The sequence below is a fragment of the Nocardia yunnanensis genome, assembly GCF_003626895.1.
GTDB lineage: Bacteria > Actinomycetota > Actinomycetes > Mycobacteriales > Mycobacteriaceae > Nocardia > Nocardia yunnanensis.
In genome coordinates this window covers 4328045-4354997 of the sequence record NZ_CP032568.1, presented here as the reverse complement: position 1 = coordinate 4354997, position 26953 = coordinate 4328045, and the positions used below count along the sequence as shown (strand labels likewise).

At 67.8% G+C, this 26953-nt stretch carries 29 protein-coding genes and 1 pseudogene; 12 read left to right on the top strand and 18 right to left on the bottom strand.

Annotation, left to right across the window (positions count from 1 at the left end; translation table 11 throughout):
• Window positions 1-4: 4 nt before the first annotated feature.
• The 5 genes from D7D52_RS20435 to D7D52_RS37880 all read right to left on the bottom strand — a co-directional run bounded on the left by D7D52_RS20435 (window position 5) and on the right by D7D52_RS37880 (window position 5122).
• The gene (locus D7D52_RS20435) at window positions 5-1525 is read right to left on the bottom strand and encodes a flavin-containing monooxygenase (RefSeq protein WP_120738700.1); all 1521 of its coding nucleotides are present in this window, start codon (window positions 1523-1525) and stop codon (window positions 5-7) included.
• On the bottom strand, window positions 1522-2379 hold the full coding sequence (locus tag D7D52_RS20430) for an SDR family NAD(P)-dependent oxidoreductase (RefSeq protein WP_120738698.1): 858 nt from the start codon (window positions 2377-2379) through the stop codon (window positions 1522-1524). The genes D7D52_RS20435 and D7D52_RS20430 overlap by 4 nt, the downstream gene beginning before the upstream one ends.
• Window positions 2363-3265, bottom strand: coding sequence for an alpha/beta fold hydrolase (locus D7D52_RS20425; protein ID WP_120738696.1), 903 nt, complete (start codon window positions 3263-3265; stop codon window positions 2363-2365). Before D7D52_RS20425 ends, D7D52_RS20430 begins: the two co-directional genes overlap by 17 nt.
• Window positions 3262-4671: a cytochrome P450 gene (locus D7D52_RS20420; protein ID WP_120738694.1), complete on the bottom strand. Its 1410-nt coding sequence runs from the start codon at window positions 4669-4671 to the stop codon at window positions 3262-3264. Before D7D52_RS20420 ends, D7D52_RS20425 begins: the two co-directional genes overlap by 4 nt.
• A 154-nt stretch (window positions 4672-4825) precedes the next feature.
• Window positions 4826-5122 carry a hypothetical protein gene (locus tag D7D52_RS37880; protein ID WP_162958434.1) on the bottom strand — a complete coding sequence of 99 codons (297 nt, stop codon included), beginning with the start codon at window positions 5120-5122 and terminating at the stop codon, window positions 4826-4828.
• A gap of 123 nt (window positions 5123-5245) precedes the next feature.
• Here D7D52_RS37880 and D7D52_RS20415 point away from each other — a divergent pair, with 123 nt between their 5' ends.
• Window positions 5246-6406, top strand: a complete 1161-nt coding sequence (locus D7D52_RS20415; RefSeq protein ID WP_162958433.1) for a PucR family transcriptional regulator — start codon at window positions 5246-5248, stop codon at window positions 6404-6406.
• Window positions 6407-6424: 18 nt separating this feature from the next.
• Here D7D52_RS20415 and D7D52_RS20410 read toward each other — a convergent pair whose 3' ends face one another.
• Entirely contained in the window at window positions 6425-7072 is a 648-nt protein-coding gene (locus tag D7D52_RS20410; protein WP_120738690.1) for a TetR/AcrR family transcriptional regulator, read from the bottom strand.
• Between the two features lie 152 nt (window positions 7073-7224).
• On the opposite strand from D7D52_RS20410, the gene D7D52_RS20405 reads away from it, so the two are divergent.
• Window positions 7225-8169: an oxygenase MpaB family protein gene (locus D7D52_RS20405; RefSeq protein WP_120738688.1), complete on the top strand. Its 945-nt coding sequence runs from the start codon at window positions 7225-7227 to the stop codon at window positions 8167-8169.
• Window positions 8170-8245: 76 nt separating this feature from the next.
• On the opposite strand, the gene D7D52_RS37875 is transcribed toward D7D52_RS20405, so the two are convergent.
• Entirely contained in the window at window positions 8246-8410 is a 165-nt protein-coding gene (locus D7D52_RS37875; RefSeq protein ID WP_162958432.1) for a hypothetical protein, read from the bottom strand.
• A gap of 50 nt (window positions 8411-8460) precedes the next feature.
• Between D7D52_RS37875 and D7D52_RS20400 the strand changes: the two are divergent.
• Window positions 8461-8604: pseudogene (locus D7D52_RS20400) on the top strand (IS5/IS1182 family transposase); the annotation flags it as partial.
• 85 nt (window positions 8605-8689) lie between these two features.
• Here the strand turns inward: D7D52_RS20400 and D7D52_RS20395 are convergent.
• Window positions 8690-9454 (bottom strand): ATP-binding protein, encoded by a 765-nt coding sequence (locus D7D52_RS20395; protein WP_120738686.1) that lies wholly within the window; start codon window positions 9452-9454, stop codon window positions 8690-8692.
• Between the two features lie 16 nt (window positions 9455-9470).
• On the bottom strand, window positions 9471-9809 hold the full coding sequence (locus D7D52_RS20390; protein WP_162958431.1) for a hypothetical protein: 339 nt from the start codon (window positions 9807-9809) through the stop codon (window positions 9471-9473).
• A gap of 293 nt (window positions 9810-10102) precedes the next feature.
• Between D7D52_RS20390 and D7D52_RS20385 the strand changes: the two genes are divergently transcribed.
• Together D7D52_RS20385 and D7D52_RS20380 are read left to right on the top strand one after the other, a co-directional pair.
• Window positions 10103-10855, top strand: coding sequence for a TetR/AcrR family transcriptional regulator C-terminal domain-containing protein (locus tag D7D52_RS20385; protein WP_120738682.1), 753 nt, complete (start codon window positions 10103-10105; stop codon window positions 10853-10855).
• Window positions 10856-10966: 111 nt separating this feature from the next.
• Complete coding sequence (locus D7D52_RS20380) at window positions 10967-12172, top strand: fatty acid desaturase family protein (protein WP_120738680.1); 1206 nt, start codon at window positions 10967-10969, stop codon at window positions 12170-12172.
• A gap of 51 nt (window positions 12173-12223) precedes the next feature.
• Here the strand turns inward: D7D52_RS20380 and D7D52_RS20375 are convergent, their stop codons facing one another.
• The 3 genes from D7D52_RS20375 to D7D52_RS20370 are packed head-to-tail and all read right to left on the bottom strand — an operon-like array spanning window position 12224 to window position 13238.
• Window positions 12224-12652 carry a DUF5994 family protein gene (locus D7D52_RS20375; RefSeq protein ID WP_120738678.1) on the bottom strand — a complete coding sequence of 143 codons (429 nt, stop codon included), beginning with the start codon at window positions 12650-12652 and terminating at the stop codon, window positions 12224-12226.
• The gene (locus tag D7D52_RS37870; protein ID WP_162958430.1) at window positions 12649-12798 is read right to left on the bottom strand and encodes a hypothetical protein; all 150 of its coding nucleotides are present in this window, start codon (window positions 12796-12798) and stop codon (window positions 12649-12651) included. The genes D7D52_RS20375 and D7D52_RS37870 overlap by 4 nt, the downstream gene beginning before the upstream one ends.
• A complete protein-coding gene (locus D7D52_RS20370) occupies window positions 12795-13238 on the bottom strand; it encodes a DUF5994 family protein (protein ID WP_120738676.1) in 444 nt (147 codons plus the stop codon). Before D7D52_RS20370 ends, D7D52_RS37870 begins: the two co-directional genes overlap by 4 nt.
• Window positions 13239-13723: 485 nt before the next feature.
• Here D7D52_RS20370 and D7D52_RS20365 point away from each other — a divergent pair, with 485 nt between their 5' ends.
• Window positions 13724-14107 (top strand): hypothetical protein, encoded by a 384-nt coding sequence (locus tag D7D52_RS20365; protein WP_162958429.1) that lies wholly within the window; start codon window positions 13724-13726, stop codon window positions 14105-14107.
• Between the two features lie 185 nt (window positions 14108-14292).
• On the opposite strand, the gene D7D52_RS20360 is transcribed toward D7D52_RS20365, so the two are convergent.
• Together D7D52_RS20360 and D7D52_RS20355 are read right to left on the bottom strand one after the other, a co-directional pair.
• Window positions 14293-15000, bottom strand: a complete 708-nt coding sequence (locus D7D52_RS20360; protein ID WP_120738671.1) for a TetR/AcrR family transcriptional regulator — start codon at window positions 14998-15000, stop codon at window positions 14293-14295.
• A gap of 415 nt (window positions 15001-15415) precedes the next feature.
• Window positions 15416-16132, bottom strand: coding sequence for a DUF998 domain-containing protein (locus tag D7D52_RS20355; protein ID WP_246023187.1), 717 nt, complete (start codon window positions 16130-16132; stop codon window positions 15416-15418).
• A gap of 425 nt (window positions 16133-16557) precedes the next feature.
• On the opposite strand from D7D52_RS20355, the gene D7D52_RS37865 reads away from it, so the two are divergent.
• From D7D52_RS37865 to D7D52_RS20345, 3 genes are all read left to right on the top strand, one after another.
• Window positions 16558-16749: a hypothetical protein gene (locus D7D52_RS37865; protein WP_162958428.1), complete on the top strand. Its 192-nt coding sequence runs from the start codon at window positions 16558-16560 to the stop codon at window positions 16747-16749.
• A 58-nt stretch (window positions 16750-16807) separates the two neighbouring features.
• Window positions 16808-17317 (top strand): sigma factor, encoded by a 510-nt coding sequence (locus D7D52_RS20350; protein WP_162958427.1) that lies wholly within the window; start codon window positions 16808-16810, stop codon window positions 17315-17317.
• 277 nt (window positions 17318-17594) lie between these two features.
• Window positions 17595-18233: a Uma2 family endonuclease gene (locus D7D52_RS20345; RefSeq protein WP_162958426.1), complete on the top strand. Its 639-nt coding sequence runs from the start codon at window positions 17595-17597 to the stop codon at window positions 18231-18233.
• 66 nt (window positions 18234-18299) lie between these two features.
• On the opposite strand, the gene D7D52_RS20340 is transcribed toward D7D52_RS20345, so the two are convergent.
• Window positions 18300-19079 carry an Rpn family recombination-promoting nuclease/putative transposase gene (locus tag D7D52_RS20340; RefSeq protein ID WP_120738665.1) on the bottom strand — a complete coding sequence of 260 codons (780 nt, stop codon included), beginning with the start codon at window positions 19077-19079 and terminating at the stop codon, window positions 18300-18302.
• A 114-nt stretch (window positions 19080-19193) separates the two neighbouring features.
• Here D7D52_RS20340 and D7D52_RS20335 point away from each other — a divergent pair, with 114 nt between their 5' ends.
• Both D7D52_RS20335 and D7D52_RS20330 read left to right on the top strand, forming a co-directional pair.
• Window positions 19194-20174 (top strand): oxidoreductase, encoded by a 981-nt coding sequence (locus tag D7D52_RS20335; protein ID WP_120738663.1) that lies wholly within the window; start codon window positions 19194-19196, stop codon window positions 20172-20174.
• An 85-nt stretch (window positions 20175-20259) separates the two neighbouring features.
• Complete coding sequence (locus tag D7D52_RS20330) at window positions 20260-21621, top strand: cytochrome P450 (protein WP_120738662.1); 1362 nt, start codon at window positions 20260-20262, stop codon at window positions 21619-21621.
• 11 nt (window positions 21622-21632) lie between these two features.
• Here D7D52_RS20330 and D7D52_RS39930 read toward each other — a convergent pair whose 3' ends face one another.
• A complete protein-coding gene (locus tag D7D52_RS39930; RefSeq protein ID WP_162958424.1) occupies window positions 21633-22715 on the bottom strand; it encodes a hypothetical protein in 1083 nt (360 codons plus the stop codon).
• A 110-nt stretch (window positions 22716-22825) separates the two neighbouring features.
• Here D7D52_RS39930 and D7D52_RS20320 point away from each other — a divergent pair, with 110 nt between their 5' ends.
• Window positions 22826-24049, top strand: coding sequence for a lipase family protein (locus D7D52_RS20320; RefSeq protein WP_246023185.1), 1224 nt, complete (start codon window positions 22826-22828; stop codon window positions 24047-24049).
• On the opposite strand, the gene D7D52_RS20315 is transcribed toward D7D52_RS20320, so the two are convergent.
• Window positions 24050-24793 (bottom strand): SDR family NAD(P)-dependent oxidoreductase, encoded by a 744-nt coding sequence (locus D7D52_RS20315; protein WP_120738656.1) that lies wholly within the window; start codon window positions 24791-24793, stop codon window positions 24050-24052.
• A gap of 139 nt (window positions 24794-24932) precedes the next feature.
• Complete coding sequence (locus D7D52_RS39285) at window positions 24933-26741, bottom strand: PucR family transcriptional regulator (RefSeq protein ID WP_425464553.1); 1809 nt, start codon at window positions 26739-26741, stop codon at window positions 24933-24935.
• Window positions 26742-26953: the final 212 nt, after the last annotated feature.

Genomic DNA, 26953 nt, shown 5'->3' with positions numbered 1-26953 from the left:
AGCATCAGCGTAGTTCGACCTGTTCGGCATCCGCGGTCGGTCCGGTCGCGGCGCGCGCCGCCCCGGCTCGCGCGCGGTGGCCGAAGCGCAGGGCGCCGTCCTCGATCCGGCCGTGCCGCAGCGTGATCACGTCCTGGGCGTAGTTCATGCCCAGCCGCCAGGGCGCGCGCGAGCCGGCCTTGGGGAAGCGGTCCAGGGCGCGCAGCACGTATCCGGCCTGGAAGTCCAGCAGCGGGCCGGTGGTCACGCTCGGATCGGGCCAGGGCGTGGCCCGGTCGTAGCCGTGAATGTCCATGTGCCGCAACAACCGGCAGACGAATTCGGCGACCAGATCGGCCTTGAGCGTCCAGGAGGCATTGGTGTAGCCGATGGTGAACGCGAAGTTCGGCACCCCCGACAGCATCATGCCCTTGTAGGCCATGGTGTCGGGCGGCGCGATCTCGCGGCCGTCGACGGTGAGCGCGATGCCGCCCAGCGCCAGCAGATCCAGCCCCGTCGCGGTCACCACGATATCGGCGGGCAGTTCGGCCCCCGATTCCAGCCGGATGCCGTCGGCGGTGAAGCGCTCGATCCGGTCGGTGACCACCGACGCGGTGCCCGCCCTGAGGGCCTTGAACAGATCCCCGTCCGGCACCAGGCACAGCCGTTGATCCCACGGGTTGTAGGTGGGTTTGAAATGCGTGTCGACGTCGTAGCCGGCGGGCAGCTGTTTGATGGCGAGGTTGCGGAAGAACTTGCGCATCATGGCCGGTCGCCGCTGACTGAGCTGATAGATCAGCGTGCTGACGAGCACGTTCTTCCAGCGGGTGATCGTGTAGGCGCGGCGGTCACCGAGCTTCTCGCGCAGCTTGGTGGCGATGCCGTCCACGGTCGGCACCGACAGGATGTAGCTGGGCGAGCGCTGCAGCATGGTCACGTGCGCGGCGGTCCCGGCCAGGGCGGGCACCAGGGTGACCGCGGTCGCGCCGCTGCCGATGACCACGACACGCTTTCCGGCGTAATCGAGTTCGGCGGGCCAGTGCTGCGGATGCACGATCCGGCCGCGGAAATCCTCGACGCCGGCGAACTCCGGGGTGTAGCCCTCGTCGTAGCGGTAGTAGCCGCTGCACAGGTAGAGGAAGTCACAGGTGAGCGTGGCGGCGCGGCCCTCGTGGGTGTAGCCGACCGTCCAGCGCGCCTCGTCCGAGGACCAGGAGGCGCCGGTCACCTTGTGCCCGTACCGGATTCGCCGGTCGATGCCGGCCTCGGCGGCGGTGTCGCGAATGTAGTCGAGAATGGCGGGCCCGTCGGCGATGGCCTCGGCCGCGACCCACGGCCGGAACCGGTAGCCGAGGGTGTGCATGTCCGAGTCCGAGCGCACCCCGGGATAGCGGAACAGGTCCCAGGTGCCGCCCATGGCCTCGCGCGCCTCGAGAATCGCGTAGCCGCGATCCGGGAAGGCGTCCTGAAGATGGTGTGCCGCACCGATTCCCGACAGTCCGGCCCCGACGATCAGCACGTCCACGTGTTCGGGTTGTTCGGTCATCGTCCCGCTCCCTTCGCGGCTCGCCCGCGCGCCGCGCCCATCACGACGGCGAGCACATCGAAATAGTGGGTCGGGCTCACCCGGGTGAGGATGTCGAACAGGTAGGCGTCCGGCCCGACCAGAATGCGGGCCTTGCCGCGTTCCACACCGCGGCAGATGATCTCGGCCGCTTTCTCCGGCGTGGTCATGGCGATGGCCTCGAATTCGGCGGCCATCTGCTCGTGGGTGCGGCCCTTGCCCTCCGGGTCTTTGCGCACCCGGCCGTTGCGGGCGATATTGGTCTTGATGCCGCCCGGATGCACGGTCACCGCCGAGACCCCGGTGCCCCGCAGCTCCTGGCGCAGCGCGTCGGTGAATCCGCGCACCGCGAATTTCGCGCCGCAGTAGGCACTCTGGTACGGCATGCCCGCCAGCCCGAACACGCTGGAGGTGTTGACGATCGCACCGCTGTTCTGCTCGACGAGGATCGGCAGGAACGCCCGCGTCCCGTTGACCACGCCGTCGAAGTTGATGCGGCGCAACCATTCGTCGTCCGCGGGCACGGCGTCGAGCACCGAGGACGACACCGCGACACCGGCATTGTTGAACACCGCGGCCAGCGGCGCGGGCAGCCAGGCGCGCACCTCGTCGGCGAAGGCGAGCTGATCGGCGGCGTCCGCCACATCCAGCACCCGGGTCAGCACCGGCCCGCTCAACCCCGCGGCCGTTTGCTTCAGGCCGTCGGCGTCGATATCGGCGATGGCCACGGGCGATCCCCGCCGCGACAGCAGCTGGGCCAGTCCCCGCCCGATGCCGGAGGCCGCACCGGTGATCATGACCGGGTGGCCGGACAGCGGCCTAGTGGTTCGAGGCATCGGAACTCCTGGATTCAGTTGTGCGGATGTGGGTGTCGACGAGTTCGACGAGGGTGGGCCACAGCGCCTCGGGCAGGTCGTGGCCCATACCGGGCAGGGTGTGCAGGCGCGCGCCGGGAATCGCCGCGGCGGTGACCCGCCCGCCGGACGGGGCGACCATGCGATCGCGGTCGCCGTGCAGCACCAGGGTGGGAGCGGTGATGGTGCGCACCTCCCGGGTCCGATTGCCCGACTTCAGGATTCCCGCGAGCTGCCGGCCGACCCCGGCCGCCGGACGCGGATCGCGATCCCAGGTGATGCCGGCGGTCGCGCGAATCCTGTTCTCGTCCAGAGGATATCCCGCCGAGCCGATATGCCGGTACATGGCGACCGCGGCCTCGGTGTGCTCGGCGCGGGTGGTCGCGGGCTTGGCGAACATGCGCGCCCAGGTCGACAGCGCCGGCCGGCCCACCCGCAGTGCGCCGGTGGTGGAGAAGATCGAGGTCAGCGACGACACCCGGTCGGGGTAGCGGGCCGCGACGATCTGCGCGATCATCCCGCCCATCGACATGCCGACCAGATGCGCCGAGCGCCACCGCAGCGCGTCGAGCAGTCCGACGGTGTCGAGGGCCAGGTCGCCGAGATCGTATTGTTCGGGGTGCCAGCGCTTGCGGAGCAGATCCGCCGGCCCCGGCGGCCGGAATCCGGCGTGCGTGGAGCGGCCGACATCGCGATTGTCGAAGCGCACCACGTCGTAGCCGCGCTCGGCCAGCAGGTCGACGAGCCCGTCGTGCCATTCGTGTTTCTGCTGCCCGAGTCCGGCGATCAGCAGCAGCGGGGTCCCCCGGCCCTGCCGGTCGTAGGCCAGCGTGATGCCGCGGCCGACCTCGGCGGTCTGTTCGCTCATGCCGTCACCTGCTCGCCGCGCGTGCCGTCGTGCGCACCGGTCGCGCCGTCGTGCACACCGGTCGCGCTGTCGTCGGTGACCGTCGGCCGGGGCGGGCGGCGGTGGACCACGGCGCGTCCCTTCTTCGCGGGAGCCAGTGCGACACCGCGGAAGTGGGCGCGCTCGTCCGGGGCGTCGGTGGTCTCCAGGGTGAAGTCCCGCAGCAGCACGCGCAAGACCACATTCATCTCCATGGTCGCGAAGGCCGCCCCGATGCAGCGACGGGCGCCGCCGCCGAACGGAATCCAGCTGAAGGTCCCCGGGCGCGCGCCGACGAAGCGATCCGGGTCGAAATCCCTTGGGTTGGGGAACAATTCCGGATTGTCGTGCATGAGCCGGATGCTCACCAGCACGTGCTGGCCGCGCGACAGCGTCCAGCGGCCCAGCCGCAGCGAGTCGGCGCGCACCTTGCGCGCGGTGGCGTCGATGACCGGCCGCACCCGCTGCGTCTCGAGCAGCACCGCCTCGCGCAGCGCGGAGCCGCCGGCGTCGGTCTCGGCGACCAGGCGTTCGAGAATGTGCGGGTGCCGCCGCAGCCGTTCGACGGTCCAGGCCAGCGAGGTGGCGGTAGTCTCGTGCCCGGCGGTGAGCAGGGTGAGCAGTTCGTCGGCGATCTCCTGATGCGTCATGGCCGAGCCGTCGTCGTAGCGGGCCTGCAACAGCATGGCGAGCACGTCGTCGCGGTCTCCCAGGTTCGGGTCGGCGGCCGCGCGCTCGATCAAGCGCAGCACGATGCGGTCGTAGTCGGCGCGGTGCGCGGCGAAGCGCGCCCACGGCCCGAAGCGCCCGAACAGCTTGCGCGGCACCGGCAGTGCCGCCAGCGCGGACCCGACCAGCACCAATTTCGGCAGCAGCACCCGTAGCTGGTCGAATTCGGCGCCCTCGGCCCCGAAGACCGCGCGCAGGATCACGTTGAGGGTGATCCGCATCATCGAGTCCATGGTCGCGAACTCGCGCCCCGACGGCCAGCCGGCCATCTCGCGCACGGCCTCCTCCTCGATCAGCGCCTCGTACACCGCCAGCCGCCGCCCGTGGAACGGCGGGGTCAGCAGCTTGCGCTCCTTGCGGTGCTCCTCGCCGCGCAGCGCGAAAAGCGAACCCGGACCGAGGAATTGGCCGAGATTGACGTCGATATTGTCGACCAGATCGGTGTGCGTGGTGAACAGCGCCTTCACCTCGGCCGGGTCCGACAGCACCAGCGTCGGCCCGAGGCGCGGCATCGCCACCACGAACGCCGAGCCGTAACGCGCGTGCAGTCGCCGCCAGGCCCGGGTGCGTCCGGCCAGAATCTCGAGGCCCTGAACGAAGGCGGGCGTGGTGGGTCCGTCGGGCAGTGTCGCCGTGGACGTGGGGGTCACTGTGATCATGCGGCATCTCCCAGCCTGGTACCTCTGCGTACCACTCGGACGGTACGCGCGTGTACCGGCGTGTGGCAAGAGTCACTTTCCCGGCGGGGAGGCACCGGCCGCCACGATCAGCGCCGGGCGGTTGCGCGCCGCCGGCGCCGATCGAGGGTGGCCGTCAGTGCGCGCCGGGCGGTGCGGTGCGCAGCGGATGCGCGGGATCGAAAATGGAGCGCGGCGGGCCGTCGCCCGCCGGATGCACCTGGAGCTTGCCGGTGTCGTCGATGAGGATGCGCCGTCCCGGATAGGTGCGCCGGGCGGTCTCCGCGTCCCGCTCGTCGAAACCATCGAAGCCGGTGAAAACCAGTACGCCGTAATGCAATTCGGTGGCGTACACGCTCGCGGGCCAGCGGTGGAGCCAGACGTCGAGATCGAAGAGCGCATCGGGTGTGGGCAGGGCAGTGCCAACCGTCATGCGGGCATGGTAGTCCCGTCCCCGCACCCCCGAAGCGAGTTCGGCGACCACGCGCGCGTCGCAGCGGACGAACCGGACACCGGCTTCGCTATCGTCTCCCTGACGCCGACGACGGGAGGTCTCATGGCGGAGGCCGACAAGTTCATCGAGGCCTGGCACGAGCGGGCGGTGGTGCTGATCGCGAACTTCGCGGCCGGTGCGCCACCCTACGACGCGTTGCCGACGTCCATGATGGACGCGGACTTCCTGCCGGCCGCGCAGCTCAATATCGAACTGTTCTTCCGATTCCTGCGCACCGGCGAGGAACCCGGCGAGACCGAGACCGATCCGCTGATCGCGCGCGCGGTCTCGCTCACCCGCGACGGCATGCCGATGGCCGAGGCGCTCACCAACTATCGGGTGGGACTCACCTTCATCTGGACCCACGTGATCGGCACCCCCACCGCGGAAGAGGCGGCGGTCGCGGCACTGAGCGCGTTCCGGCTGGCCCAGTACGTGGCGCTGCTGACCAGCCGCATCGCCGACGCCTGCGTGGAGGATGTGCGGCAGTCCCGCTACGACCGCATCGAACAGCATCGGGCGATCGCGGAGGCGCTGCTGACCGGCGGCGACCCCTACGAGTGGGCCGAGGACGCGGCGATCACCCTGGTGGATTCCTATGTGGTGGCGGTCATTCGGCTCGGCGACGCCCCGCCGGGCATCCTGACCGAACTGCGGCGGCGACTGGCCGGCATCGCGGGCAGCTTCCTCTACCGCGACAGCGGCGGCTGGACCACCCTGCTGCCGCTGCGCGCCGCCGCCGACGAGCGCGCCGCCATCGACAGCCTCGCCGACATTCTGCGCCCCAAGGCCGCCACCGCGAAAACCGCGCTGTGGGTGGGCGTTTCGGCCGCGCCCACCCGGGATCGGCTGCCCGCCGCGTTCGCCGAGGCGCGGGTGCTGGCCGAGACCGGGCGCGCGCTGCGGCGGCCGGGGATGATCTGCCGGCGCGAGGAGATGGTCTTCGACTACGCCATCGCCACCTCGGGTGCGGTCGCGGGTCTTGCGCGGGTGCTCGATCCGCTCGACGGGCAGCCGATGCTGGCCGAGACCCTGGAGGTGTTCATCCTGCAGGACTTCAACCAGAACGCCACCGCCCGTGAGCTTTCCGTGCATCGCAATACGGTGACCTATCGGCTCACCCGCATCGCGGAGCTGACCGGCTACGACCCGCAGACCCCGGCCGGGATCTCCACGCTCATGGGCGCGCGCGTCGCGCGGCAGCTGGGCGCGGACGCGCGCTGAGCGTTCGCCGCCGCCGACTCAGCTCGCGCCGCCGACCAGCAGCCGCACGATGGCCTGCACGAAACCCTCGATGCGCTCGCGCGGATAGCCCTCCGGGTCGCTGACCGCCAAGCGCCCGAGCATCTCCGCAATGGTCAGCAGCGAATTCGTCAGCAGACCGGAATCCATTCCGGCCCAGCGCGGATCGGCGATCAGCCCCATGCGCACCAGCGCCTCGGCCTGATCGAAGATGCCCGCGCGGGAACTGCGAATCGCCTCGCGATACTCGTCGGGCGCGTTGCCGGGACCGGCCAGCAGCAGCCGCCAGCGGGTCGGATTGCGCAGTGCCACATCGACGAACGCCTCGACCGTCGCGGAGGCCGCCACCACCGGGTCCGCGCCGAGCAGATCGGTGGGCAGGGTGTCGGCGACCTGGTCGAGGGCGCGCTCGCGCTCGCGTTCGAGCAGGGCGGCGACGAGTTCGGCGCGGGTCTTGAACACGGTGTAGAGCACCGGTTTGCCGACGCCCGCCTCGGCGGCGACGGCCTCCATGCTCAGTTCGTGCAGTTCGGCCCGCTCGAGCACCGCGAAGGCGGCGTCGAGCAGTTGGGCGCGCCGCTCTTCCGGGGGCAGCCGGGGCGCATAGCGTCTGCGCGGGCGCGCTGCCGTCGCACGGGTTTCGCTCACTGCCGTTCCACCTTCACCGGCCCCATTCTGTCATCCCGGTTCCCGAGGTCACGCGCTTGTACGGGTTAAAGCTACGCGACCGTTGTATTGAGCGCCAGTAATTGCTACGGTGGCGTTATATTGCATGGGATCGAGCCCGCAGAGGAGCCCCAGTGACCTTCGATCCGACCACTCTCCGCCGTGAGGACTACGGCTTCTTCGGCCCGGACTCGCCGAGCTGGAAGGTCTGGACCGCGCCCACCGCCGTGATCGGCTTCCAGCGCGCGGTCGCCCTCGAGTTCTTCGATCCGTTCCTGACCGCCTCGGTCGCCGACACGGGCAAGATCTACGCCGATCCGCGCGGCCGGCTGGATGCCACCTTCGCCTACTTCCTGATCGTGGCGATCGGCGACTCCCGCACCGCCATTCAGGCGTCGGAACACCTGATGGACATTCACGCCAAGAGTTCGGGCATCGAGCCCATCACGGGCAAGCGCTACAGCCCCAACGCCCCCGAGACCCAGCTGTGGATTCACATCACCGGCTGGCAGTCGGTGCTCAAGGCCTACGAGGAGTTCGGTCCCGGGCTGACTCCCGAGGAGGAGGCCCGTTACTGGCAGGAGTGCCGGATCGCGGCCGAACTGCAGACCTGCAAGCCCGAGGACGTGCCCGTCACCCGCGAGGGCATTCGCGACTACTACGCGAATGTCCGTGCGCGCCTGTGCACTTCGGAACGCGCCAACGAGGGCATGCATCAGATGCTGTTCACCTCGCCGCGCAACGGCGCGGGCTGGACCTACGCTCTCGGCGCGCGCCTGCTGTCGCTGGCCTCCATCGCCACGCTGCCCCGGTGGATGCGCAAGCTCGGCGGTTTCGATCGGCCCGCGATCGTCGACTTCCTGGTGAAACCCATTGGCCGCGTGCTGGTGTGGCTGTTCACGCTGTTCGACAAGAAGGGCCTGATCCTGGCCGCGCCGCTGATCGCGCCGATGGCGGGACAGATCCTGCAACAGCATCTGAAGCGGGAGCTGCCCACCAGGCTCGAGACGGTGAGCCCGGCCGCCGCCCGGGAGCTCTACGGCACGCGAGGCCGCCGAAATATCACCGCCGCGGGCTGAATCTCGGCCGCGCCGAGCTGATTTCACGCCCGACCCCGATTCCCCCGCGCCGCTAGTACTGCAACGACACTCGGTGTCAGGTGAGTGGGTGGCCGCGGCGTCGGTAGTGGGAGAGTCGGGCTTGGTGTTGTCGGCGGCGTCGCCAGCGTGACCAGGCCCAGGTGTGGTCGGCGGGGTGTTGGCGGGTGAGGACGAAGGCGATGAGCAGGCGGCGGATCTCCGGTAGCGTGAGGGCGATCATGCCTTCGTCAGGTTCGGAGAGTCCAGGCGAACAAGGCTCACAACGGCAAACGCGCCGTCGGGGAACGCGGAAACTCCCTGCTGAAGACGACCTTCAAGGCGTTGCGGCGAGTCAGCCTGTGTCCCTGGCGTATCGGCCCCATCGTCGCGGCTGCTCTGGTGTTGCTGCATCGCGAATACCGACGAACCACCTGACCACGACACGCCGCTACTCGGAAAGGTCCAGTATGCCCCGGTGGTCTTGGTCGGGTTCTCGTCCGGCGTTGCCGGTGTGGCGTGGTTATCCGGTTGCGCGCTGGTCGAGGGTGAGGGTGGCCCATACGACTTTCCCGCCGAGCCATTGGGGTGTGCAGCCCCAGGTGCTGGTCAGGCGGGTGACGATGTGCAGGCCGTAGAACCGTCGGCGCTGCGGATCGGGGTCGCAGGGGATGGCCATGTGCGGGTCGGGGTCGCTGACGGCGATGGTGAGCCTGCTGTCGCGAAGTTCCAGGCGCAGGCCGATATCGCCGTCGACGCGGGCGTGTAGGAAGGCGTTCTCGACCAGTTCCAGCGTTACCAGCCGGGCGGTCGGGCGGAGCCCGACGATGTCCCAGTGCTCGCAGACATCGTCGACGAACCGGCGTGCGCGTTGCGGGCAGTCGGCTCCGGGCGCCAGATGGAGGCAGGCGCAGCGACGCGGGGGAGGGGCGTCGACGGCGTCGAGTGCTTCACGGAGCGAGGAATGAATACGCACGAAATTGCCGAGCGCGCGGCGTGTAAGGCATTGGTGGACTGTGTTGTCGTCGGCGACGAGTAGCAGGGGGATGCCGGGCCAGTCCTGGAGGCGGTCGGCAACCCTGGTGAAGACGGTCAGCACCGCTTCGGTCCCGATACGCAGGCCGTCGACGATGACGATGAGTGCGTGTGGCTCGTCCTCTGCGGTGGCGAACTTCAGCAGGTCGTCTGCGAATCGGCGGTAGGAGCGGGCGTCGAGAAGGCCGCGGGGCGAGACGATCGTGCACGTTTCCTGCTGGGCTCGCTCCCACTGGATCGGCGCGCGGGACATGGCGTATTCGAACTCCTTAGGGATCGGCGGCAGCCGCGATCTCGGCGGCGCTGGAACGCCACGGTGACCGCTCGGCCAGAGCGGTGGACAGTGCCGCGGTGAAGAGTGCGTATTCGCTTGGCGGGACACAGATTGCCCGATGCGGTGCGGTGAGCACCGAAGGCGGACACCGCAGGTAGGGAACGACGATGACCTCGAGAACGTGGTGAGTGTCCAGCCATGCGTGGATTGCTGGTGTATCGACGCTGGGCAGATAGCGCACCGCGTGCTCCCAGCGCAGCTCGTGGTCACCGTTGGACGTGGTCAGCGCGGCGACGATCACCGTATTGCTCGCGCTCCAGTTGAGATCGCTCATCGCGTCGCATTCCTGCTGCACGGTTCCGGTGAATCGGTACGACAAGCCTACGACCAAATGGGAGGGCGACGATGGGTTTAGGGTCGGGGCCCGGTCAATGCCCCTGGGTAGCGATCAGCCAGATCGGCTCCGGCACCCGCTTCGGGCAAGGTTCGCGTCGCACTCGCCGGTCTTCCGCGGCCTGTGCTAGGTCCGAGCGACTCACATCGACCTCGAGTCCTGACGAGGGTGTCAACCATGTAGGTCTACGAGATCGGGTACTGTGAGTTCTTCTGCAGGAGGAGGCATCCGATATGGCTGACAAGCCGACCCGCCGCACCCGATCCGGCTCCATCGACGGCGGCCTCGCCGGTGCCGGGCGGGGTGAGGGTCCGATTACGCGAGCGGCGGTGTTGGCGGCGGCCCTGCAGATCGTCGATCAGGATGGTGTGGACGGGCTGTCGATGCGGCGACTGGCCGAGGCGGTGCGGCGGGATCCGATGGTGATCTACCGGCATGTGCCGAACAAGGCGGCGGTGCTGGACGGCGTGGCCGAAGTTGTCTTCGCGCAGCTGTCGGTGGATGCCACGGACCCGGATTGGATGTCTCAATTGCGTTCGGTGGCAAGCGATTTCCGGCAGCTCGCGCTGGATCATCCCCGGGTGGTGCCGCTGCTGGTGACTCGGCCGCTGGCAACGCCGCTGGGTTTGCGCCCGCAGGCGGTGCTGCGGCCGCTCGAGGACATCCTCGCGCTGCTGACCCGCGCCGGATTCGCCGGACCCGATGCGTTGCACATCTATCGAGCCCTGTTCGGATTCATGTACGGGCATGTGCTCAATGAACTGCAGGAGATCGTGGAGAATCCCGAGGAGACCGACGATCTGCTGCGGCTGGGCCTGTACCGGCTGCCCCTCGGACAGTTCCCGCTGCTGCGCGGACTCGCGCCGGCGCTGGCGGACTACGACGGCGCGGCCGAACTGGATCGCGGCCTGGATATCCTGCTGACCGGCCTCGCCGGGGCGCTCTCACGCGGGCACGATTCGACTCCGCCTGGGTCTACGCCGTAACGCTACGCTGTAGACATACAGGGTTTCCCGGCATAGGCTGAGGATTGCCGGTTCGGGTATTCGAAGGCAGGCTCCGCAGCCGTGTGCGCGGGAATGCGGGGATGGACAAGCATGGCAATCACCGACGTCGCCGTATACGCGCATCTGGGTCCCGCCGAGGTCGAATCGCTCGGGCGTGAGCTCGACGAGATCCGCCGCGATGTCGAGGAGCGGCGCGGAGCGCGGGATGCGCGATATATCCGGCGCACCATCGCATTTCAACGCACGCTCGACGCCGTGTCACGACTGACGATCGCCGTCAGCCGGGGCAGGCTCGGCTGGATGCTCGGCATCGCCGGGTTGGCGACCGCCAAGAGCATCGAGAACATGGAGATCGGCCACAATGTCGGCCACGGTCAGTGGGATTGGATGAACGATCCCGAAATTCGTTCCAGCACCTGGGAATGGGACATGGCGGGGCTGTCCTCGCAATGGCGGTACTCGCACAACTTCCGCCATCACATGTACACGAACGTGCTCGGCCTGGACGACGACATCGGCTTCGGAGTCCTGCGGGTGACCACCGACCAGCCGTGGCGGCGGCGCTTCCTGCTGCAACCGCTGCAGAATCTGTTGCTGGCGGCCACTTTCGAATGGGGCATCGCCCTGCACGATCTCTACTCCGAGCGCGATCGTGCCGAGACCCCGGCCGCGCGGACCGTCGAGACCAGGGCGCTGATCCGCAAGATCGCTCGACAGGCGGGCAAGGACTATGTCCTCGTCCCGAGCCTGAGCGGACGGCGCTGGCGCCGCACCCTCGCCGCGAATCTGATGGCCAATACGGCACGCAACCTCTGGGCGTACCTGGTGATCTTCTGCGGCCACTTCCCCGACGGCGCGGAGAAATTCACGCCCGCGGCGCTGGAGCAGGAGACCAGAGCCGACTGGTATCTGCGGCAGATGCTCGGCACCGCGAACTTCGACGCCGGGCAGGTGCTGGCCTTTGTCAGCGGCAACCTCTGCTATCAGATCGAACATCACCTGTTCCCCGACCTGCCCAGTAACCGCTATGCCGAAATCGCGGTACGAGTTCGGGCGCTGTGCGGCGAATACGACATCCCGTACACCACCGGTCCCCTTCTACGTCAATACTTGCAGACCTTGCGCATCATCAACAGCCTCGCCCTTCCGGACAACGTCCCGACCGCCGTCTCACCCGACTGCGCACCGGACCGTAATCGCCACGGGCGCAACGGATCTTCAGTCGACTTCCACACCGGGTGGCGCGCGCTGCGCACGGTCGCCGCCCAGCTGCCCTGGTCGGCGGCCAGGGCCTGAAATCGACCCGTCGCTGTCGGTGTGGCAGACAGCGATTCGAGCCAGCGATGATCAGCGCCGCGCGGCCCGCCGCATCTGATCGTCGGCTTGCTGGATTGGTGTGTCGAACGGGATGACCAGCAGTGTCAGACTGCCGCCGTCCGTCCCGGTCAGTCGCATGAGGTCCGGTGGTTGGTCGATGCCGGGCCCGTGCAGCTCCACACCGTCGTCGTGGTCGATGCGGCGCTGGTCGAGACTCTTTGTGTTCCAATCGAATCCGATTCGCGCTATCGAACCCAGGCGGGGGGTGAGGGCGCTGATGAGATCGTGTAGTTCGGCGGTGAGGTTGGTGGTCCATGGCCACCAGGCGCCGTCGACGTCTCCGGATCGGGTGCCGGATCCCCGCAGTAGCAGCCGGGGCGTTCGGGTCGGAATCGGGAAGGGCTGCGTCCGGCTCGACACCGGGTCGGCGACCGGGGATCCGCGCCAGTCGTCGGTCATCGTCGTGTGCCCACTTCCATCAGGGTGGCGGTGTGGCGATCGGTGGCCACGGCGATGACACGCAGCACGATCGTGTCGTTGGCACCGCCGAAGACGCTGGATCGGCCTCGACCGCGCAGCCGGAGGATGTCTCTCGAGGCGATCATGGGCAATTGCCTGCTTTCGACGTAGAGGCATGTGGGATATCTGACGACACTGCTTGGTTCCGGACGCTGGTCCTCGCTTGGTCGTACGCTGCCGCTCCGCCTTCGGAATCCCAACGCTGCTGCGCGGCGGTCATGTCGAAGTCGGCGAGCGGTGCGAGGATCTGGAGTGTCAGCCGGGTGCCGGCACTGACCGCGAGGACCTCGAGGGTTCGGGCGGGTAGGCGCCGGTAGCCGTCGAGTCGTATCTGTCGTCCGCCGAACTCTAGTTTTCTTGCCGCGGAGCTCCATTCGTCGAGGTGATAGATCACGCGGTGGATGGGCCCGAGCCGGGGCAGGAGCGTCGCGAGCAAATCGGGAAGCTCGTCGGCGAGGTCGCGGCTGCGTGGCCACCAGAGCCCGTCGAGGGACCCGGCGCCGCCGGGATTGAGTTCGAGCCGCAACCGATGGGACGGTGCTGCCTGTCGGCTCGGGCTGGTTCGGCTGGGTCGTGACGTCATGATCGCCTCTCTCCTGGGCTCTACAACGTAACTCTACGCCGTAGACACCCCTTGCAGTGGCGTCTGCTATCGGGCGGACCGGTGTTGTGCGCGAACACGAATATCCCTGTCGAGGTGCGGAATTGGTTCGGTACGAACATCCCGCAACGAAGTCCGGCGTCGCTGGGAGCGGGTACGCTCGATCGTGTGCCGGGCCTCACCCCCACCGCATCGGTGCGGTCGGTCGGAATGTCCCGAGTGTGCGGAGGTCGATCAGATCCCATACATGGATGTATGTGATGGGCTGAACCGAAAGCATTTGTCGCACAGTCGTGCAACTTCTTCAAGGGGATCTCATGTCCGAAGATCTTCTCAGTGCTCGTGCAGGTGTTGTGAGCCGGGCAAAGGTCACCGTCCACTCGCGGGCGAAGTTGGTCACCCCGTACCTGATGCGGATCACCGGCAACTATCGTTGCCGCCCCGGGGTGCCGGGCCGGTTGCTCGTAGCGTTTGTACCGTTGGCGGCCGGACCCGGCGGCCGAGACGGGGGTGGCCGATCGATCGTGGGAGGTGAGGTCGGACAGATCGACGCGGACGGGAGCACGCATACTTTCGTTATCGACCTGGGTCTCGCCGTCGACGCAGAGGCAGATCCGCAGGAGTTCCGGCACGGTGAGGCGGCGCGCGTCGTGGCAAAGCTCTATTTCGACGAGTTCGCCGCCCAATTGGATTGGGAATGCTTCGTCACGGACAGCGCCGCGGCTCGAGGTCCGCGATGGCCTCGGCGGCAGCTGTTGCTCGCGGCAGTCCGCGAGATCGTCGTGGTCGACTGAGGGCTCGGGGTGCGATCCGGTGGGTGTTGGCTTGGGTGTCAGCGACGGATGTCCACGCCGTAGGCCAGCGAATTCGGGTGAGCCTACTGTTACGAATCGGTTGCGCTACCGCTGCGGCCAGCGAGCCGATCGAATTGTATTGTGGCGCATGCTTACTCGCCTGGAAGCTCGAGACCGGAATCCGGTCAGGTCTTCGATGCCGGTGGCGTGGTGATGGCGAGGCCGGTGAGCAGGATATCGAGGCCGCGCTCGAGCTCTCCGACGCCGTCGTAGTCGGCCAGATCGGAGGCGAGACCGCGGAGCAGCGGGAACTCGCCGATCGGCAGGCGGTACAGGCCCAAGCGCAGCAGATCGGTCGACTCCTCGGGATGTTCGACGATCTCCTGCAGTTCGGTGAGGACATGGCCGTAGAGGAATCCGAACAGGGCCCGGTAGATGTGCAGGGCATCGGCTCCGGTGAAGTCGGCCTTGGTGAGCAGGCTCAGGATGCGTTCCAGCGGTCGCAGGGTGCCGAGCGGGCGCAAACCGAGTGGTGTGGCCAGTGGATGAGTAACCAACAACGGCACCGCATTCGGGTGGCCGACCGCGATGCGGCGGAAGTCTCGCGCGATCAGCCGCAGTTGATGTCGCCAGTCCGGATCGGAGATGTCGACGGTGAGCTGGCCCAGCATGACCTCGACGACCCCATCGAGCACGGCGGATTTGCTGGCGGCTTGCCGGTAGAGCGCCATCGGATCGCAGCCGAGCGCTCGGCCGAGACGGCGCATGGACAACCGATCCACACCGCCGTCATCGATGATCTCGAGCGCGGCCGCCAGGACCTCCGCCCGGGTGAGTGGGCTGTTGCGGGTTCGTGAGCCCGCACCCGCGAACTCATCGCGTGTTCGGTTCATTCGGCACCTTTCAGCCCGGATTCTGAACGCCCGGCCGATCAGTAGTAGTGGCGAAGAGCAGCATTCCGAGAACGATCATGGTGAGGGCCACCCGCATGTGGACCTACCTCCCAGTAGACGCTGCCGCGCACCTACTGTCAACGTCGTAGGTCTACATGCGAGACACATCGCGGCCTCAATGTGTAGGTCAACGATGTGGATACGCCGTTCCGGGCGGCGTTTGCCGGATCAACGGCGAATCGCCGGTGGCACACCGTATCCACCGCCGGTCAGGTCCGGCTTTCGGCCGCACGGAGACGGACATGAGAAGTTGCGCAGCCCGCTCCGTCTACCCTGCCACCGGCCGGTCACCAGCGTTTCGGGGGCAGAACGCGCTTGCGATCGCAGCTGAGCGGATACCCAGCTGTTCGTCCGTTCAGTTTGATGTCAAGGTGGCCGTAGCGGTGCGCGATCGAATGCGTTGCCTCGCTCTGATTCTGAGTGGTGTGAGCGCGATTGCCGTGCCTGTCACAGCCATCCACGTCGGTAGCGGGTAGAAGACGAGTCGTTCGGTGATTCCGACCTGGAGGCCGATGGCCAGCAGAACCGTGCCGGTGATTCCGGTCGCCGCGCAGAACGCCGACCACACAGCGACGAGCCTCCGCTGCTTCCACAGCCAGACCGTCAGCAGGATCAACACAATGTGCCGCGATACGAACGCCGGCAATACCGCCAGAAAGTGCACGACCACACCGTCATTGGACAGGAACATGGCGGTTGCCGCCGTGCTCAGGCCGATGACGACGGCAAGCGCGACGATCGACCACTGCCGGAGTCCGTGCGGAAGATAGTCCCGGAATCCCATGGCGCCGATAATCGTGATCAGTCCGAGCGCGACGAAAGTGGCGTTCATGACCAGGTGCAGCGGCGAGCACACACTCGGGGTGCAGGCGGTGACGCCCAGATCGCTGATCGTGTCGTAGCGGAAGCTGTATGCGGTCCGCCATGCGGTCGCGGTGACTAGCTCTGCGACCACATAGGCGAATATGAGCGTCCACGCGAGCCCAGTGGCGGTATGGCGAAGGCGGTTTTGCCGGTCGGCGGTGTCCGATGGATATTCTGCCTGGCCGGCAGGGCGGACGAAGGTGATCACGGGAGGCGGCTTTCGCGCTGGGCCGGGCTGGTGTTCGACCCTCGGGGTGTCAGCTGGCCCGGGTGTCGGTGTCGCACCCTGCCAGGTATGTCTCGGCACCGAAATTCAGTAGCGAGAAACGGTTTTCGATCGCGTCCGAGCCGGTGGTGAGGGCGATGGTGGGCCCTCTTCGCTCGGGAGCCAGCCGCGCGCGACGCCCCCCGCAGAGATTCCGGCATCGGGAAAGAGGGGACGGAAAACCGACTCGCGGGGGGTTCGGGTGGGTCGCCATAGCGGATCGGAATCCGATCTTGTTGCAGCAAGGGGCATAGACCCTGCCGACGAAACTCTGTAGATTTACAGTGTAGACCTACATTGTTGACATTTCTCTCCTCGGGGCGTGTACTTAGTGGGTCAGCAATCCGCGCGACGGCGCGAGGATCGCCGTGGCGGTCATCCTCGTGGTGGGCAGGTCAGGCAGTGCCACGAGCATTCTCGGAGTTGTTCTCCTCGACGCCGGACTGCCGCTCAGCACCACCCTGCTCATAACCGCTGGATGCGTTGTGCTCATCGGTGTGGTTTTTGATGATCTCGGGGCATGCCGGGGCATGCCGTTGGTGGCCGCCGCCACTACCTGAATCGGTCCCTTCGCGACCGGGCATCCCGTCGACCTCAGCCGAAACCGAGGCACAACCGATGAGCGACAAATCGCCACCGACTTCCACGACAACACTGGATGAACGTCGAGGCACCGACGACATCGAGCCGCTACTGGTCCGACTCGCGGCACGGGCCCTCGACGACGAGCAGCGAGATGCCCTGCGGGATGAGCTGATCGGACGATGCCTGCCGCTGGCCGAATACATCGCCAGCAAGCTTGCCGTGCACGGCGAGAACTTCGACGAGATCCGGCGGTGCGCCCGGGCGCGAATGGTGCTCGCCGTGGATCGTTTCGACCCCGACCGCGACGCGCCCTTCATGGCCTTCGCGGTGCGCGCGATAGTGGCCACGGTCCGCCAACGCCGCCGGGGCTGCAGCGGGGCGAGCTGGGTACCGCACCCGCTCGAAGGGATAGGTCCAGCCATCGGCCCCGCCATCGACACGCTGGTCCAGCGGCTGGGTCGCATGCCCACGGCCAGGGAGATCGCTGATGAAATCGGTGCCGACCCGCTCGTTGTCACCCGCGCGATGGTCAACAGGCGATGACACGCCCAGGACCGTTCCAGTTGCTAGCTATGGACCATCAATAGTTTTCGCTGGCGGAACGCGTGGGCGTAGTGGTCGTGTCCCCCTCCGGACACAACGTAGCGTGAATCCCTGTACAGGGATTCACGCTCTTTGCTTTTCACGGCACCAGCGCACACGATTCGCCAGATTCGTCGGCTAGCGGTCTCGCCCGCCGATGCTGGATATGCTTGCATGCGTCTCGTGCTGTCTGGACACCCATCAAGAAGCCGGTTACGCATACCGAAGGATCGCCGCTGTGTCGGAAGCATTCGACTGGTCTTCACCGAAGACGTACAGCCAGGTCGTCGATATCGACGACTACCTGGCGATGCCCGAGGACATCTCGCGGACCGTCGAGGTCAAAGACGGGATGATCGTCTTCTGCGAGTCACCCTCGCCCAACCACAACATCATTTCCAGGAACATCGAACGCGCGCTCGCCGACGGTGAGACGAAACGGCCGAGCCGAGAGCCTTGTCTCCGTGTGAACCGCGACATCGACATGTTGGTCTCCGAAGTCCCCTTCCACTACAAGCGGCCTGACGCAATCGTGTACCGCTGCGTCGACCGACCACGACCGCGTTGGAAGACCAAACCGACTGTCGCGGACACGATTCTGGTGGTCGAGGTGGTTTCGCCGACCACGGTCACCGCCGACACCATCGACAAACGCGCCGAGTACGCCCGCTACGGTATCCAGCACTACTGGATTGTCCGGATGGCCAATGACGACGGCCCGGCAATCTCCGTCGAGATGCTCACGCTCGACTCCGACGGCCGGTACGTCTCCAATGGCTACCGCTCTCGGAGCGATCACTTTGCCGCGGCGATCGATACTCTGACCCCGTTCGAGGTCATCCTGACCTGGGAACAGCTCGACGAAGGCATCGACTGAGCGGTGGTCGAAGCGCGCTGCCCGGCGGTGTGCTGCCCGTGCGCGAAGCCGTTGGGCGCGAACGTTTTAGTGCTCGAACACTTCCTGAATAGCATTGGCGGTGAGTACGCGGGCCGTCCATTTTCGCAGTTGCTCGATGCTCGCGCGGTGAACGGTCTGGGTGTAATCAGCGGGGACCGGGCCGAATCGCAATGCCAGCAGTTCGAGGAGCGCTTCTCCTCGTCCCTCGACGCGCCCCTCGACTCGTCCTTCGACGCGGCCCTTTGCTTCGAGCCGTTCGGCGGTGGTCATCAGTGCCTCCTTCGCTTCGGGTCCGAGCTGGTCGACCACGGGTTCCAGAACGGCCGCGAGGTCGTCGACCACGTAGCGCCAGCGCGGCAGGTAGTCGGCGAGAGCTGCGCGGGAGGCGTCGTCGAGATCGATCACCTCGGACAGGTCCGTGGGTGCGGCCCAGGGCGCGCCGTCAGGATCGCAGAACAGCACCACTGGGAAGACCATCGGCACCCGGCGCGCGTTCGGGTTGTCCCGCAGCCAGCGGCGCCAGAACGCGACTTCGTATTCGGCCAGCCGGATCGCCATCAACGGATCCGAACTGCTCTGGTGCTCGAGCAGGAGGTACAGGTAGGCCTCGCGATCGTCATAGCGGGTGCGGTAGAGGATGTCGCTGCAGCGGGACTGCAGTTCGGCAGACACGAAACTGCCGGACTGCAGTTCCATCTCGTCCCAATGCAGTCGGGTGGCGACTTCTTTGGGCACCATGGGCCGCAATTCGGCAGCAGCATCGGCAGCGCGGGACATGACGTGCCGAAAGTAGGAGTCGTGCCGATTCGACGGTGACACAGCCATATCCAAGCAACCTACTCCGGCAACGGCTGTCGCACAGACGCTTACGAGTAGTCGGCCGTTCGATATGTGGTCGAGCGGTACAGCCTCGGAAACCCCCGAGCCGGCGCGGGGCTAATGTCATCGGTCGAGAGCAAGATCGATTGTGGCAGGAAGTGCGTGGTGGGTATCAAGACCGAGCCGTGGACGGCAGCTGACATCCCAGATCTCAACGGGCGCACCGCCATTGTGACCGGGGCGAATACGGGGTTGGGGCTCGAGACGGCGCGGCAACTGGCCGCTCATGGGGCGCGGGTGGTGTTGGCGTGCCGCGATACGGGCAAGGGCGAGGCCGCCGCGCTCGACATTCGACGCGGCGCGCCCGGAGCCGAGGTGTCGGTGCTGGAGTTGGATCTGTTGTCGCTGGATTCGGTTCGTAAGGCTGCCGCGCAGGTGCATGACGAGTTCGAGCGGATCGATCTGCTGGTCAACAACGCGGGTGCTTTGAACCGCAAGCGCACCCTCACCGCCGGTGTCGAAACCACGCTTGCCGCTAATCATTTGGGTCCGTTCGCGTTCACCGGGCTGCTGCTGGATTTGTTGCGGGCCGCACCGGACGGGCGGGTGGTGACGGTCAGCAATGGGACGATCATGCAGAAGGCGGAGACGCTCGCGCTCGACGATCTGAATTTCGAGCGGCGCCGCTACAAGGGGTTCGCGGCCTACAAGCAGTCGAAGATGGCCAATGCGTTGTTCGCGTTCGAGTTGCAGCGCCGGCTCAATGGCACCGATACGGCGTTGATGTCGGTGCTCGTGCATCCAGGGGCGGCCGAATCGGATTTCGCCCGCAATCTGGGTCCGGCGGTGGCGTTTCTGGCGCGGCCGTCGCTGCGGTGGATGTTCCGGTTCTTCATGCAGACCGTGGAGATGGGTGCGCTGCCGTCGTTGCGCGCGGCCACCGATCCGGGGGTGCGCGGCGGGGAGTTTCTGGGACCGTCGGGTTCGTTCAAGGGTTTTCCGGTGCGCAACGAGGCGGGCAGGCAGGCGAACGATCCGGAGGTGGCCGCCGCGCTGTGGGCGGAATCCGAGCGGCTCAGCGGCGTCACCTACCAGTTCTGACAGCCCGCGCGCCGCATCGCCCGAGTTGAGCACCTGACCTGGTCACGGTAGTTTCCGACGACACCGTTAGCAGGAGGATTTCGCTTTGCCCAGAACACAATTCGTCGCCGCGCCACCCGCGGGCAGCGATCTGAAGCAGGTCAGCGGGCCGGCGACGAACTGGATCGCGCAACTCCTGCGCCAGCGCCGCGATCCGATCGCCGCGGCCCGCGCCGACGAGGCCGCCTACGGTCCGCTGTATGTGCTGAACATATTCGGCGGCAAGTGGATCATCGCCAACGGTCCCGAAGCGGCGCAACGGATTCTGATGAACAAGGACCGCGTCTTCGCCAACGGTCCGGCGTGGGCTCCGCTCAATGGGCCGTTCTTCGAACGCGGTCTGCTGATGCTCGACTTCGACGAGCACAAGAGCCATCGCTCGATCATGCAGCAGGCCTTCGGGCGATCCGCGCTCACCGGGTATCTCGATGTGCTGCACCGCATCGCCGAGCAGCACATCGACTCGCTGCCGGAAGGCAGTGTGGCAGAGGGTGATCCGGTGCTGATGCATCGACATCTCGAGCAGCTGACCCTCGATGTGGCGCTGGAGGTGTTCATGGGGGTGCGGCTCTCGCGCACAGAGGCGGCCGCCATGAGCCGCACCATCATCGACACCCTGCACGCCGGTGCGGCCCTGGTGCGCGTGCCGATTCCGGGCAACAAGTGGTGGCGCGGCCTGCGCGGGCGCCGCACGCTCGAGGCGTTTCTCGGTGAGCGGATCACCGCCGCGCGCCGCGAGCAGGGCAGCGATCTGCTGTCGGTGCTGTGCCAGGCCACCGGCGAGGACGGCACCCGCCTCACCGACCGCGACATCGTCAACCATCTGATCTTCCTGCTGGCCGCCGCCCACGACACCGCCACCGGCACCTTGACCAACATGGTGTTCTATCTGGCCAAGCATCCCGAATGGCAGAAGCGGGCCCGGGAGCGCTCGCTCGAGCTGCCGGCGCGGCTGGGCTACGACGAGCTGGGGGAGCTCACGGAGCTGGATTGGATTCTCAAGGAGACGACGCGGCTGTTCACCCCGATCCAGATCGAGCCGCGTGCGGCGGTGGCCGACACCGAGGTCTGCGGCTATCACATTCCCAAGGGGTCGCTGGTGGTGGTGCCGACCCTGGCCAATCACTACCGCACCGACATCTATTCGCACCCTGAGGAATTCGATCCGGAGCGTTTCTCCGACGAGCGCGCCGAACACAAACGCCATCGTATGGCGTGGGCGCCGTTCGGGGCGGGGCCGCACAAATGCCTCGGCCAGCATTTCGCGGGGCTCGAGATCAAGACGGTGCTGCATCAGCTGTTGCGCAAGTTCGAGTGGGAGATCCCCGAGGACTACGTCATGCCGGTGGACATGAATGCGACACCGCTGCCGGAGGACGGTTTGCCGGTCACCTTGCGCCGACGCTGAGCCCTGCCGTGTCAGGGCAGGGCGTGCAGCCAGAGTCTGCTGCGGTCGGTGTCGGTGGTGGCCAGCAGCAGACCGGCGGGCAGCGTGAACAGACGTGCGACGGCGGTCGATACCGGTAACGGGATCTGTTGGCGGTCAGCACAATCCGGAGCGATGGTGTCCAATCGCGCGACATGGTCGAGGGCCGTCAGGCTCAGCACCCGGGTCGGGGTGGCCAGGACCTGCAAGGTGTCGACGGTCGTCGCGGCGGGCCCGGTGACCGGCTGCGCGGTGGGGGAGGACCAGCACAGCGCTTGTTCGCTGGTGCCGATGGATTGGCCGATGATCGTGCAGGCGTGGGCGGTGCAGCCGGCCTGGGCGGCGACGGCATTGCTGCCGGGCAGTTCGTGGCGCGCCCAGGCGAGACCGTCGGGCGAGGTCCACGTGATCGGATGTAAGGCGCTGTCGCGCAACGTTTCTCCGGTGATCACGAACCCGTCGGGTCCGGTCGCGACGCCGGCTGCGCCGGTCTGTTCGCCCGGTGTGGACGACAGGGCCGGGTCGTCGGCGTGACGCTGCCAGTCCGCGCCGTCGGCCGAGGTCCAGTACGCGGCGCCGTAGCGGCCGCCGGGCCCGTCCCAGCCGCCGACGAGCAGATCGGTGCCGCGCAGCGCGGCGGCGGCGGTGACGGCGATGGCGTGCGGGCCGCCGAACATCTCCATGCCCTGCGGATGTTCGGTGAGGCCGGTGGCGTCGCCGCTCCAGATGGTCATGCGCGGATTGGCGTGCGCGCCACCGAAAGCCTGGCCCAGCACCACGGTGTGGTCGCCCACCCCGGCCGAGATCAGTTCCGCCCGATGGGCATACGGACTGTCGGCGTGAACGGGGACGGTTTTCCAGTGGCTGCCGTCGCTGGTGGTCCAAGCGGCGGGGGCGCGAGCATCGCCGGCGGGGATCGAGCCGAGGGCGAGCACGCCGCCGGGGGTCGGCGCGAATTCCAGGATTCGGGCGTCGCGCTGCGGTGGGGAGAACTCGCGCCACGGCGAGTCGGTGCCGCGGGCGGCGCAGCCGGTGACGAGCGCCAGCACCGCCACCGCGACGATCGACCATCTCATGTCGTCACTGTGCCAGAACCGCCCGGTCACGGCGGGGTTCCGGGAGATCCGGCCGCCGCGCCGAGGCAAATCCGGAACTGCGCCGCTTCGGTATGCGACGATCCGGGATCGTGACGATCCGGTCAATTCGGATGTGGATCCTGGTGGTGCTGGCGACCACGCTGGTGCCGGCCGCCGCGCACGCCGACCCGGTGCTGGATCTGATCACGCCGCAACGCGATCCGGCCTCACTCATGCCGACGCCGCGGACCGACCCGTTCTACACGCCCGCACCCGGCTTCGAGTCCACCGCGCCCGGGTCGCTGCTGGGCATGCGCCCGGTGCACGGGCTGTTTCCGGCCGCGCGTGCGCTGGAGTTGCTGGTGCGCTCCACCGATTCCCACGATCGCGCGGTCCCGGTGGTGACAACCTTGCTGCTGCCGGACGCGCCCTGGCACGGGCCGGGCCCGAGACCGCTGGTGTCCTACAACATTCCGATCTCCTCGGTCGGGCACGGCTGCGCGCCCTCGAAAGAACTGCAGCGGGGCGTGTCGGCCGATGTGGTGGCGATCCAGTTGCTGCTGGCCAAGAACTACGCGGTGGTCGTCCCCGATCATCAAGGTCCGCGCCAGGCATACGCGGCCGGGTTGATGGGCGGTCACGCCGTACTCGATTCGATTCGCGCGGCCATCAATACGCCGGATCTCGGCCCCGCGACGCCCGTGGTGCTGACCGGCTATTCCGGCGGGGCGATCGCCACCAGCTGGGCCGCGCAGCTCGCCCCAGCCTACGCCCCCGAGATTCGCTTGGCGGGCGCGATGATCGGCGGCAACCCGGTGGATTACGAGTTGCTGCTGCCCCGCATGGACGGGAACTTCGCCTCCGGTGTCCTGCTGGCCGCCGCCTTGGGTCTCGGCCGCGAATATCCCGAACTGCTGACCCTGCTCAACGACAACGGCTGGCGGCTGGCGAAACTGTTCCGCGACATCTGCATTTCCCAGGAGACGGTCCTGGGTGTGATCGCCCCCGTGCGGGTCGAACAACTCACCGATGTCCCCGACCCGATGAAACTGCCGTTGGTGCAACGAATCCTGCGCGAGAACCGCCCCGGCGCCGTAGCCCCGACGGCACCGATATTCCTCTTCCACGGCGTCGACGAAATCTGGATCCCCTACGCCGGGGCCCGGCAACTGTTCGACAACTGGTGCTCCCACGGCGCACGAATCCGCCTGCAACCGTTCCGCGGTGAGCACTTCCTCGTGGGCGCCCTGTCGATCCCCTTGACCACCAACTGGATCGAGCAACTGCTGACCGGCCGCCTGGTCCCGCCGGGCTGCACCGGCCCCGGACGCTGATCACCCGCGTCCGAGCACCGTCCCCCCGTTGATCTGCAGGATCTGCCCAGTGGTCCACCCGGCCTCCGGCCCGGCGAGATACGCGATCCCCGCCGCCACCTCCTCGGGAGTTCCCGCGTGCCCCAAGGGAATCTGCGCGATCCGGTCGGCTTCCAGCTCCGGGGTCAGCCGCTGGGCCCAGAACTCGGTCGCGGGCACGAAGCCGGGGGCGACGACATTGACCGTGATGCCCTGCGGGGCAAGCTGTTGCGCCAAGCCCATCGACCAGCCGTGCAGGGCGGCCTTGGCGGCCCCGTAGGGTCCGGCGCCGCGCAGTGCCGCGATCGAGCTGACCGAGACGATTCGCCCGCCGGGGCTGGTGAGGTGCGGCAGCAGCGCTTCGGTGATCAGCACCGCGGTCACCACGTTGAGCCGGAAGGTATCGGTGTAGGCGTCGGCGAGTGCGCCCAGATCGGCCGGTGTGGCCGCGGGATTGCCGCCGGCATTGTTGACCAGCACGTCGACCGGGCCGTCGGCGGCGATGCGCGCGGCGACAGCCTGGACTTGCTCCGGATCAGTCAAATCGGCGGTGGCGATGCTGACGCGGTCGGCGCCGAGGCCGTCGTTGATTTCCTTGGCGGTGGCTTCCAGCGGCGACAGGCGGCGACCGATGATGGTCACCGCCGCGCCCTCGGCGGCGAGGCGGTGCGCGACCGCCTTCCCGATACCGGTGCCGCCACCGGTGACGACTGCCCGTCGCGTCATCGTTCCTCCCGTATTGCTCGATCCCATTCTGGCTGAAGCTACTTCATGCGGGAGGGTCTATTGGGTCAGGGACTGCGGTGGTGGCGGGCAGGTGTATTTGGGTCAGGGGCTGCGGTGGTGGCGGGCGGGCGTGCTTGGTTCAGGGGGTGCGGTTGTGGCGGACCAGTTGGAGTTCGAGCAGGAGGCGGTCGGCGGGGGTGTCGAGGTCGAGGCCGGTGATTTCCTGGGCGCGGCGTAGGCGGTAGCGCAGGGTGTTGGGGTGGATGTTGAGGGCGGTGGCGGCGGTGCGGACGTCGCCGTGGTGGCGTAGGTAGTGGGTGACGCTGGTTTGGAGTTGGGCGGCGTGGGTGCGGTCGTAGTCGAAGAGGGCGGACAAGCGCGGGTCGTGGAGTTCGGGATGCGCGTCGATGAGGTCGAGGATTTCGCCGAGCAGGACGGTGGTGCGGGAGTCGGCGAGGGTGGTGACGCGGTCGTGGGGGAAGGCGGCGGCGGTGGAGTCCAGGACGCGGTCGACCTCGCGACGGGCGGTGGCGACGTGGGCGAGGTCGGGGACGGGGATGGCGATGGCGGCGCGCAGGAGCAGGGCGCCGCTGGTTTCGAGTTGGTCGACCAGCTGCCGAGTCCAGGCGGTGACGGCGCGGTCGGACTGGTAGCGCGGTAACAGCAGGTAGGCGCGATCACCGATGAGGGTGGTGAGCGAGTCGGGGCGAAACGCGCTGGCGCGCAAGCGAAGCGCGCTGCCGAGGGTAGCGCGGTCGCGGGCGGCGAAGGTGGTGCTGTCGCTGCCGAGGGTGACCCGGGAGCGGGCAGCGGAAGCGGTGCTGTTGCCGCCGAGGTTGGCGCGGTCGCGGGCGGCGAAGGTGGTGCTGTCGCTGCCGCGGGTGGCGCGGTCGCGTGCGGCGGAGGCGGTGCGATCGCTGCCGCGTGCGGCGGAGGGGGTGCGGTTGCGGGTGAGGCTGTTGTCGGTGAGGGCGAAGCCGATGACGGCGGCGGGGCCGGTGATTGGGATGCCGAGGGCGCCGGCGACGGAGGGTACGTCGACGCTGTCGCCGTGTGCGCCGAACAGTCGCTGGATCAGTAGGGCCTCGGTGGAGGGGGCGTCGAGGCTGCGGGAGATGATGCGGGCGGCGATGGCCGCGGCGCCGCGCAGCACTTCGGCGGCGCCGGCGGCGAAGGGCCGGTCGCCCTCCTGTAGCCAGATCGAGCCGAGCATGGTGGCGGCCCGGTCGCCGCCGGGGCGTCGAATGCCCACGGCGAGACGGTGTTTGATGTCGAGTTCGGGGTGGGCTGGCAGGTCGATGACCTCGTCGGTGTGGCGCAGCCGGTCGAATACGCCCCACTGTTGCAGGATGCGCAGGTATTCGCGCGGGCCTTCGCGGCCGAGGATGGATTGCACGCGCAGGCGGTCGGCGGCGTCGGTGGAGGCCGAGTAGGCCAGCACATGGGAGTGCGCGTCCTCGATGGTCACCATGCCGCCGGCGTTCTGGGCGATGACCTGCGCCAGCCCGAAAAGGTCGGTGTCGGCGCCCAATAGGTCCTGTTCGGCGCTGTCGCGGGCGGGGCCAGTGCGCTCGAGCATGCGCCGGATCAGCGGGTACACGTGATCCCAGCGCGCGCGTGGATGTACCGCGGCCACCGCGATGCCCGCCTGCGCTGCCGCCTGCCGTAGGTCCGCGGAATCGGCGGCTTTGGACAGCACGACGCGAGGCCGCTGGGCAGGTTCACGCTCGGCGAGGCCTCGAAGCCAGTGGGTGGCCTCGGCGGCGGTGACGCCGACATGCAGGTACATGTCCGACATCGGCTCGTGCGCAACCGTTTCCGCGGCCAGATCCGAGCTGTCGACCAAGGCGACCGAGCGGATCGCCACCTCGTCGCCGGCGGGCGCGGCGAGCAGTTCGACCAGGGTCGTGCCGAGCGCATCCAGCAACTGTCGCAACGCGACTCCCACTCCCTCGGCCCCGTGGCCCCCTCGCTCGGCCCCGCGACCCCCTCGCTCGGCCGCGTGATTCTTCCGCTCGGCCGCGTGACTCTTCCGCTCAGCCGCGTGACTGCCTCGCTCGGCCTCCTGAGCCCCTCGTATGGCCGCGTGACCGTCGTGATCGGCCGCGTGATCGCCGATATCGGCCGCGTGATCGCCGCGCTCGGCCGCGTCACCGCCGC

Bases quoted from the DNA above. Each gene is read 5' to 3' on its own strand.
- D7D52_RS20385 (WP_120738682.1), top strand. From the start codon at position 10,103: ATGGCTGACAAGCCGACCCGCCGCACCCGATCCGGCTCCATCGACGGC.
- D7D52_RS20430 (WP_120738698.1), bottom strand. From the start codon at position 2,379: ATGCCTCGAACCACTAGGCCGCTGTCCGGCCACCCGGTCATGATCACC.
- D7D52_RS20375 (WP_120738678.1), bottom strand. From the start codon at position 12,652: ATGACCGACGACTGGCGCGGATCCCCGGTCGCCGACCCGGTGTCGAGC.
- D7D52_RS20425 (WP_120738696.1), bottom strand. From the start codon at position 3,265: ATGAGCGAACAGACCGCCGAGGTCGGCCGCGGCATCACGCTGGCCTAC.
- D7D52_RS20365 (WP_162958429.1), top strand. From the start codon at position 13,724: ATGCGGATCACCGGCAACTATCGTTGCCGCCCCGGGGTGCCGGGCCGG.
- D7D52_RS20420 (WP_120738694.1), bottom strand. From the start codon at position 4,671: ATGATCACAGTGACCCCCACGTCCACGGCGACACTGCCCGACGGACCC.
- D7D52_RS39930 (WP_162958424.1), bottom strand. From the start codon at position 22,715: ATGAGATGGTCGATCGTCGCGGTGGCGGTGCTGGCGCTCGTCACCGGC.
- D7D52_RS20390 (WP_162958431.1), bottom strand. From the start codon at position 9,809: ATGAGCGATCTCAACTGGAGCGCGAGCAATACGGTGATCGTCGCCGCG.
- D7D52_RS37870 (WP_162958430.1), bottom strand. From the start codon at position 12,798: ATGATCGCCTCGAGAGACATCCTCCGGCTGCGCGGTCGAGGCCGATCC.
- D7D52_RS20315 (WP_120738656.1), bottom strand. From the start codon at position 24,793: ATGACGCGACGGGCAGTCGTCACCGGTGGCGGCACCGGTATCGGGAAG.
- D7D52_RS20335 (WP_120738663.1), top strand. From the start codon at position 19,194: ATGTCATCGGTCGAGAGCAAGATCGATTGTGGCAGGAAGTGCGTGGTG.
- D7D52_RS20340 (WP_120738665.1), bottom strand. From the start codon at position 19,079: ATGGCTGTGTCACCGTCGAATCGGCACGACTCCTACTTTCGGCACGTC.
- D7D52_RS20380 (WP_120738680.1), top strand. From the start codon at position 10,967: ATGGCAATCACCGACGTCGCCGTATACGCGCATCTGGGTCCCGCCGAG.
- D7D52_RS20395 (WP_120738686.1), bottom strand. From the start codon at position 9,454: ATGTCCCGCGCGCCGATCCAGTGGGAGCGAGCCCAGCAGGAAACGTGC.
- D7D52_RS20350 (WP_162958427.1), top strand. From the start codon at position 16,808: ATGAGCGACAAATCGCCACCGACTTCCACGACAACACTGGATGAACGT.
- D7D52_RS37875 (WP_162958432.1), bottom strand. From the start codon at position 8,410: ATGATCGCCCTCACGCTACCGGAGATCCGCCGCCTGCTCATCGCCTTC.
- D7D52_RS20360 (WP_120738671.1), bottom strand. From the start codon at position 15,000: ATGAACCGAACACGCGATGAGTTCGCGGGTGCGGGCTCACGAACCCGC.
- D7D52_RS37880 (WP_162958434.1), bottom strand. From the start codon at position 5,122: ATGACGGTTGGCACTGCCCTGCCCACACCCGATGCGCTCTTCGATCTC.
- D7D52_RS20435 (WP_120738700.1), bottom strand. From the start codon at position 1,525: ATGACCGAACAACCCGAACACGTGGACGTGCTGATCGTCGGGGCCGGA.
- D7D52_RS20415 (WP_162958433.1), top strand. From the start codon at position 5,246: ATGGCGGAGGCCGACAAGTTCATCGAGGCCTGGCACGAGCGGGCGGTG.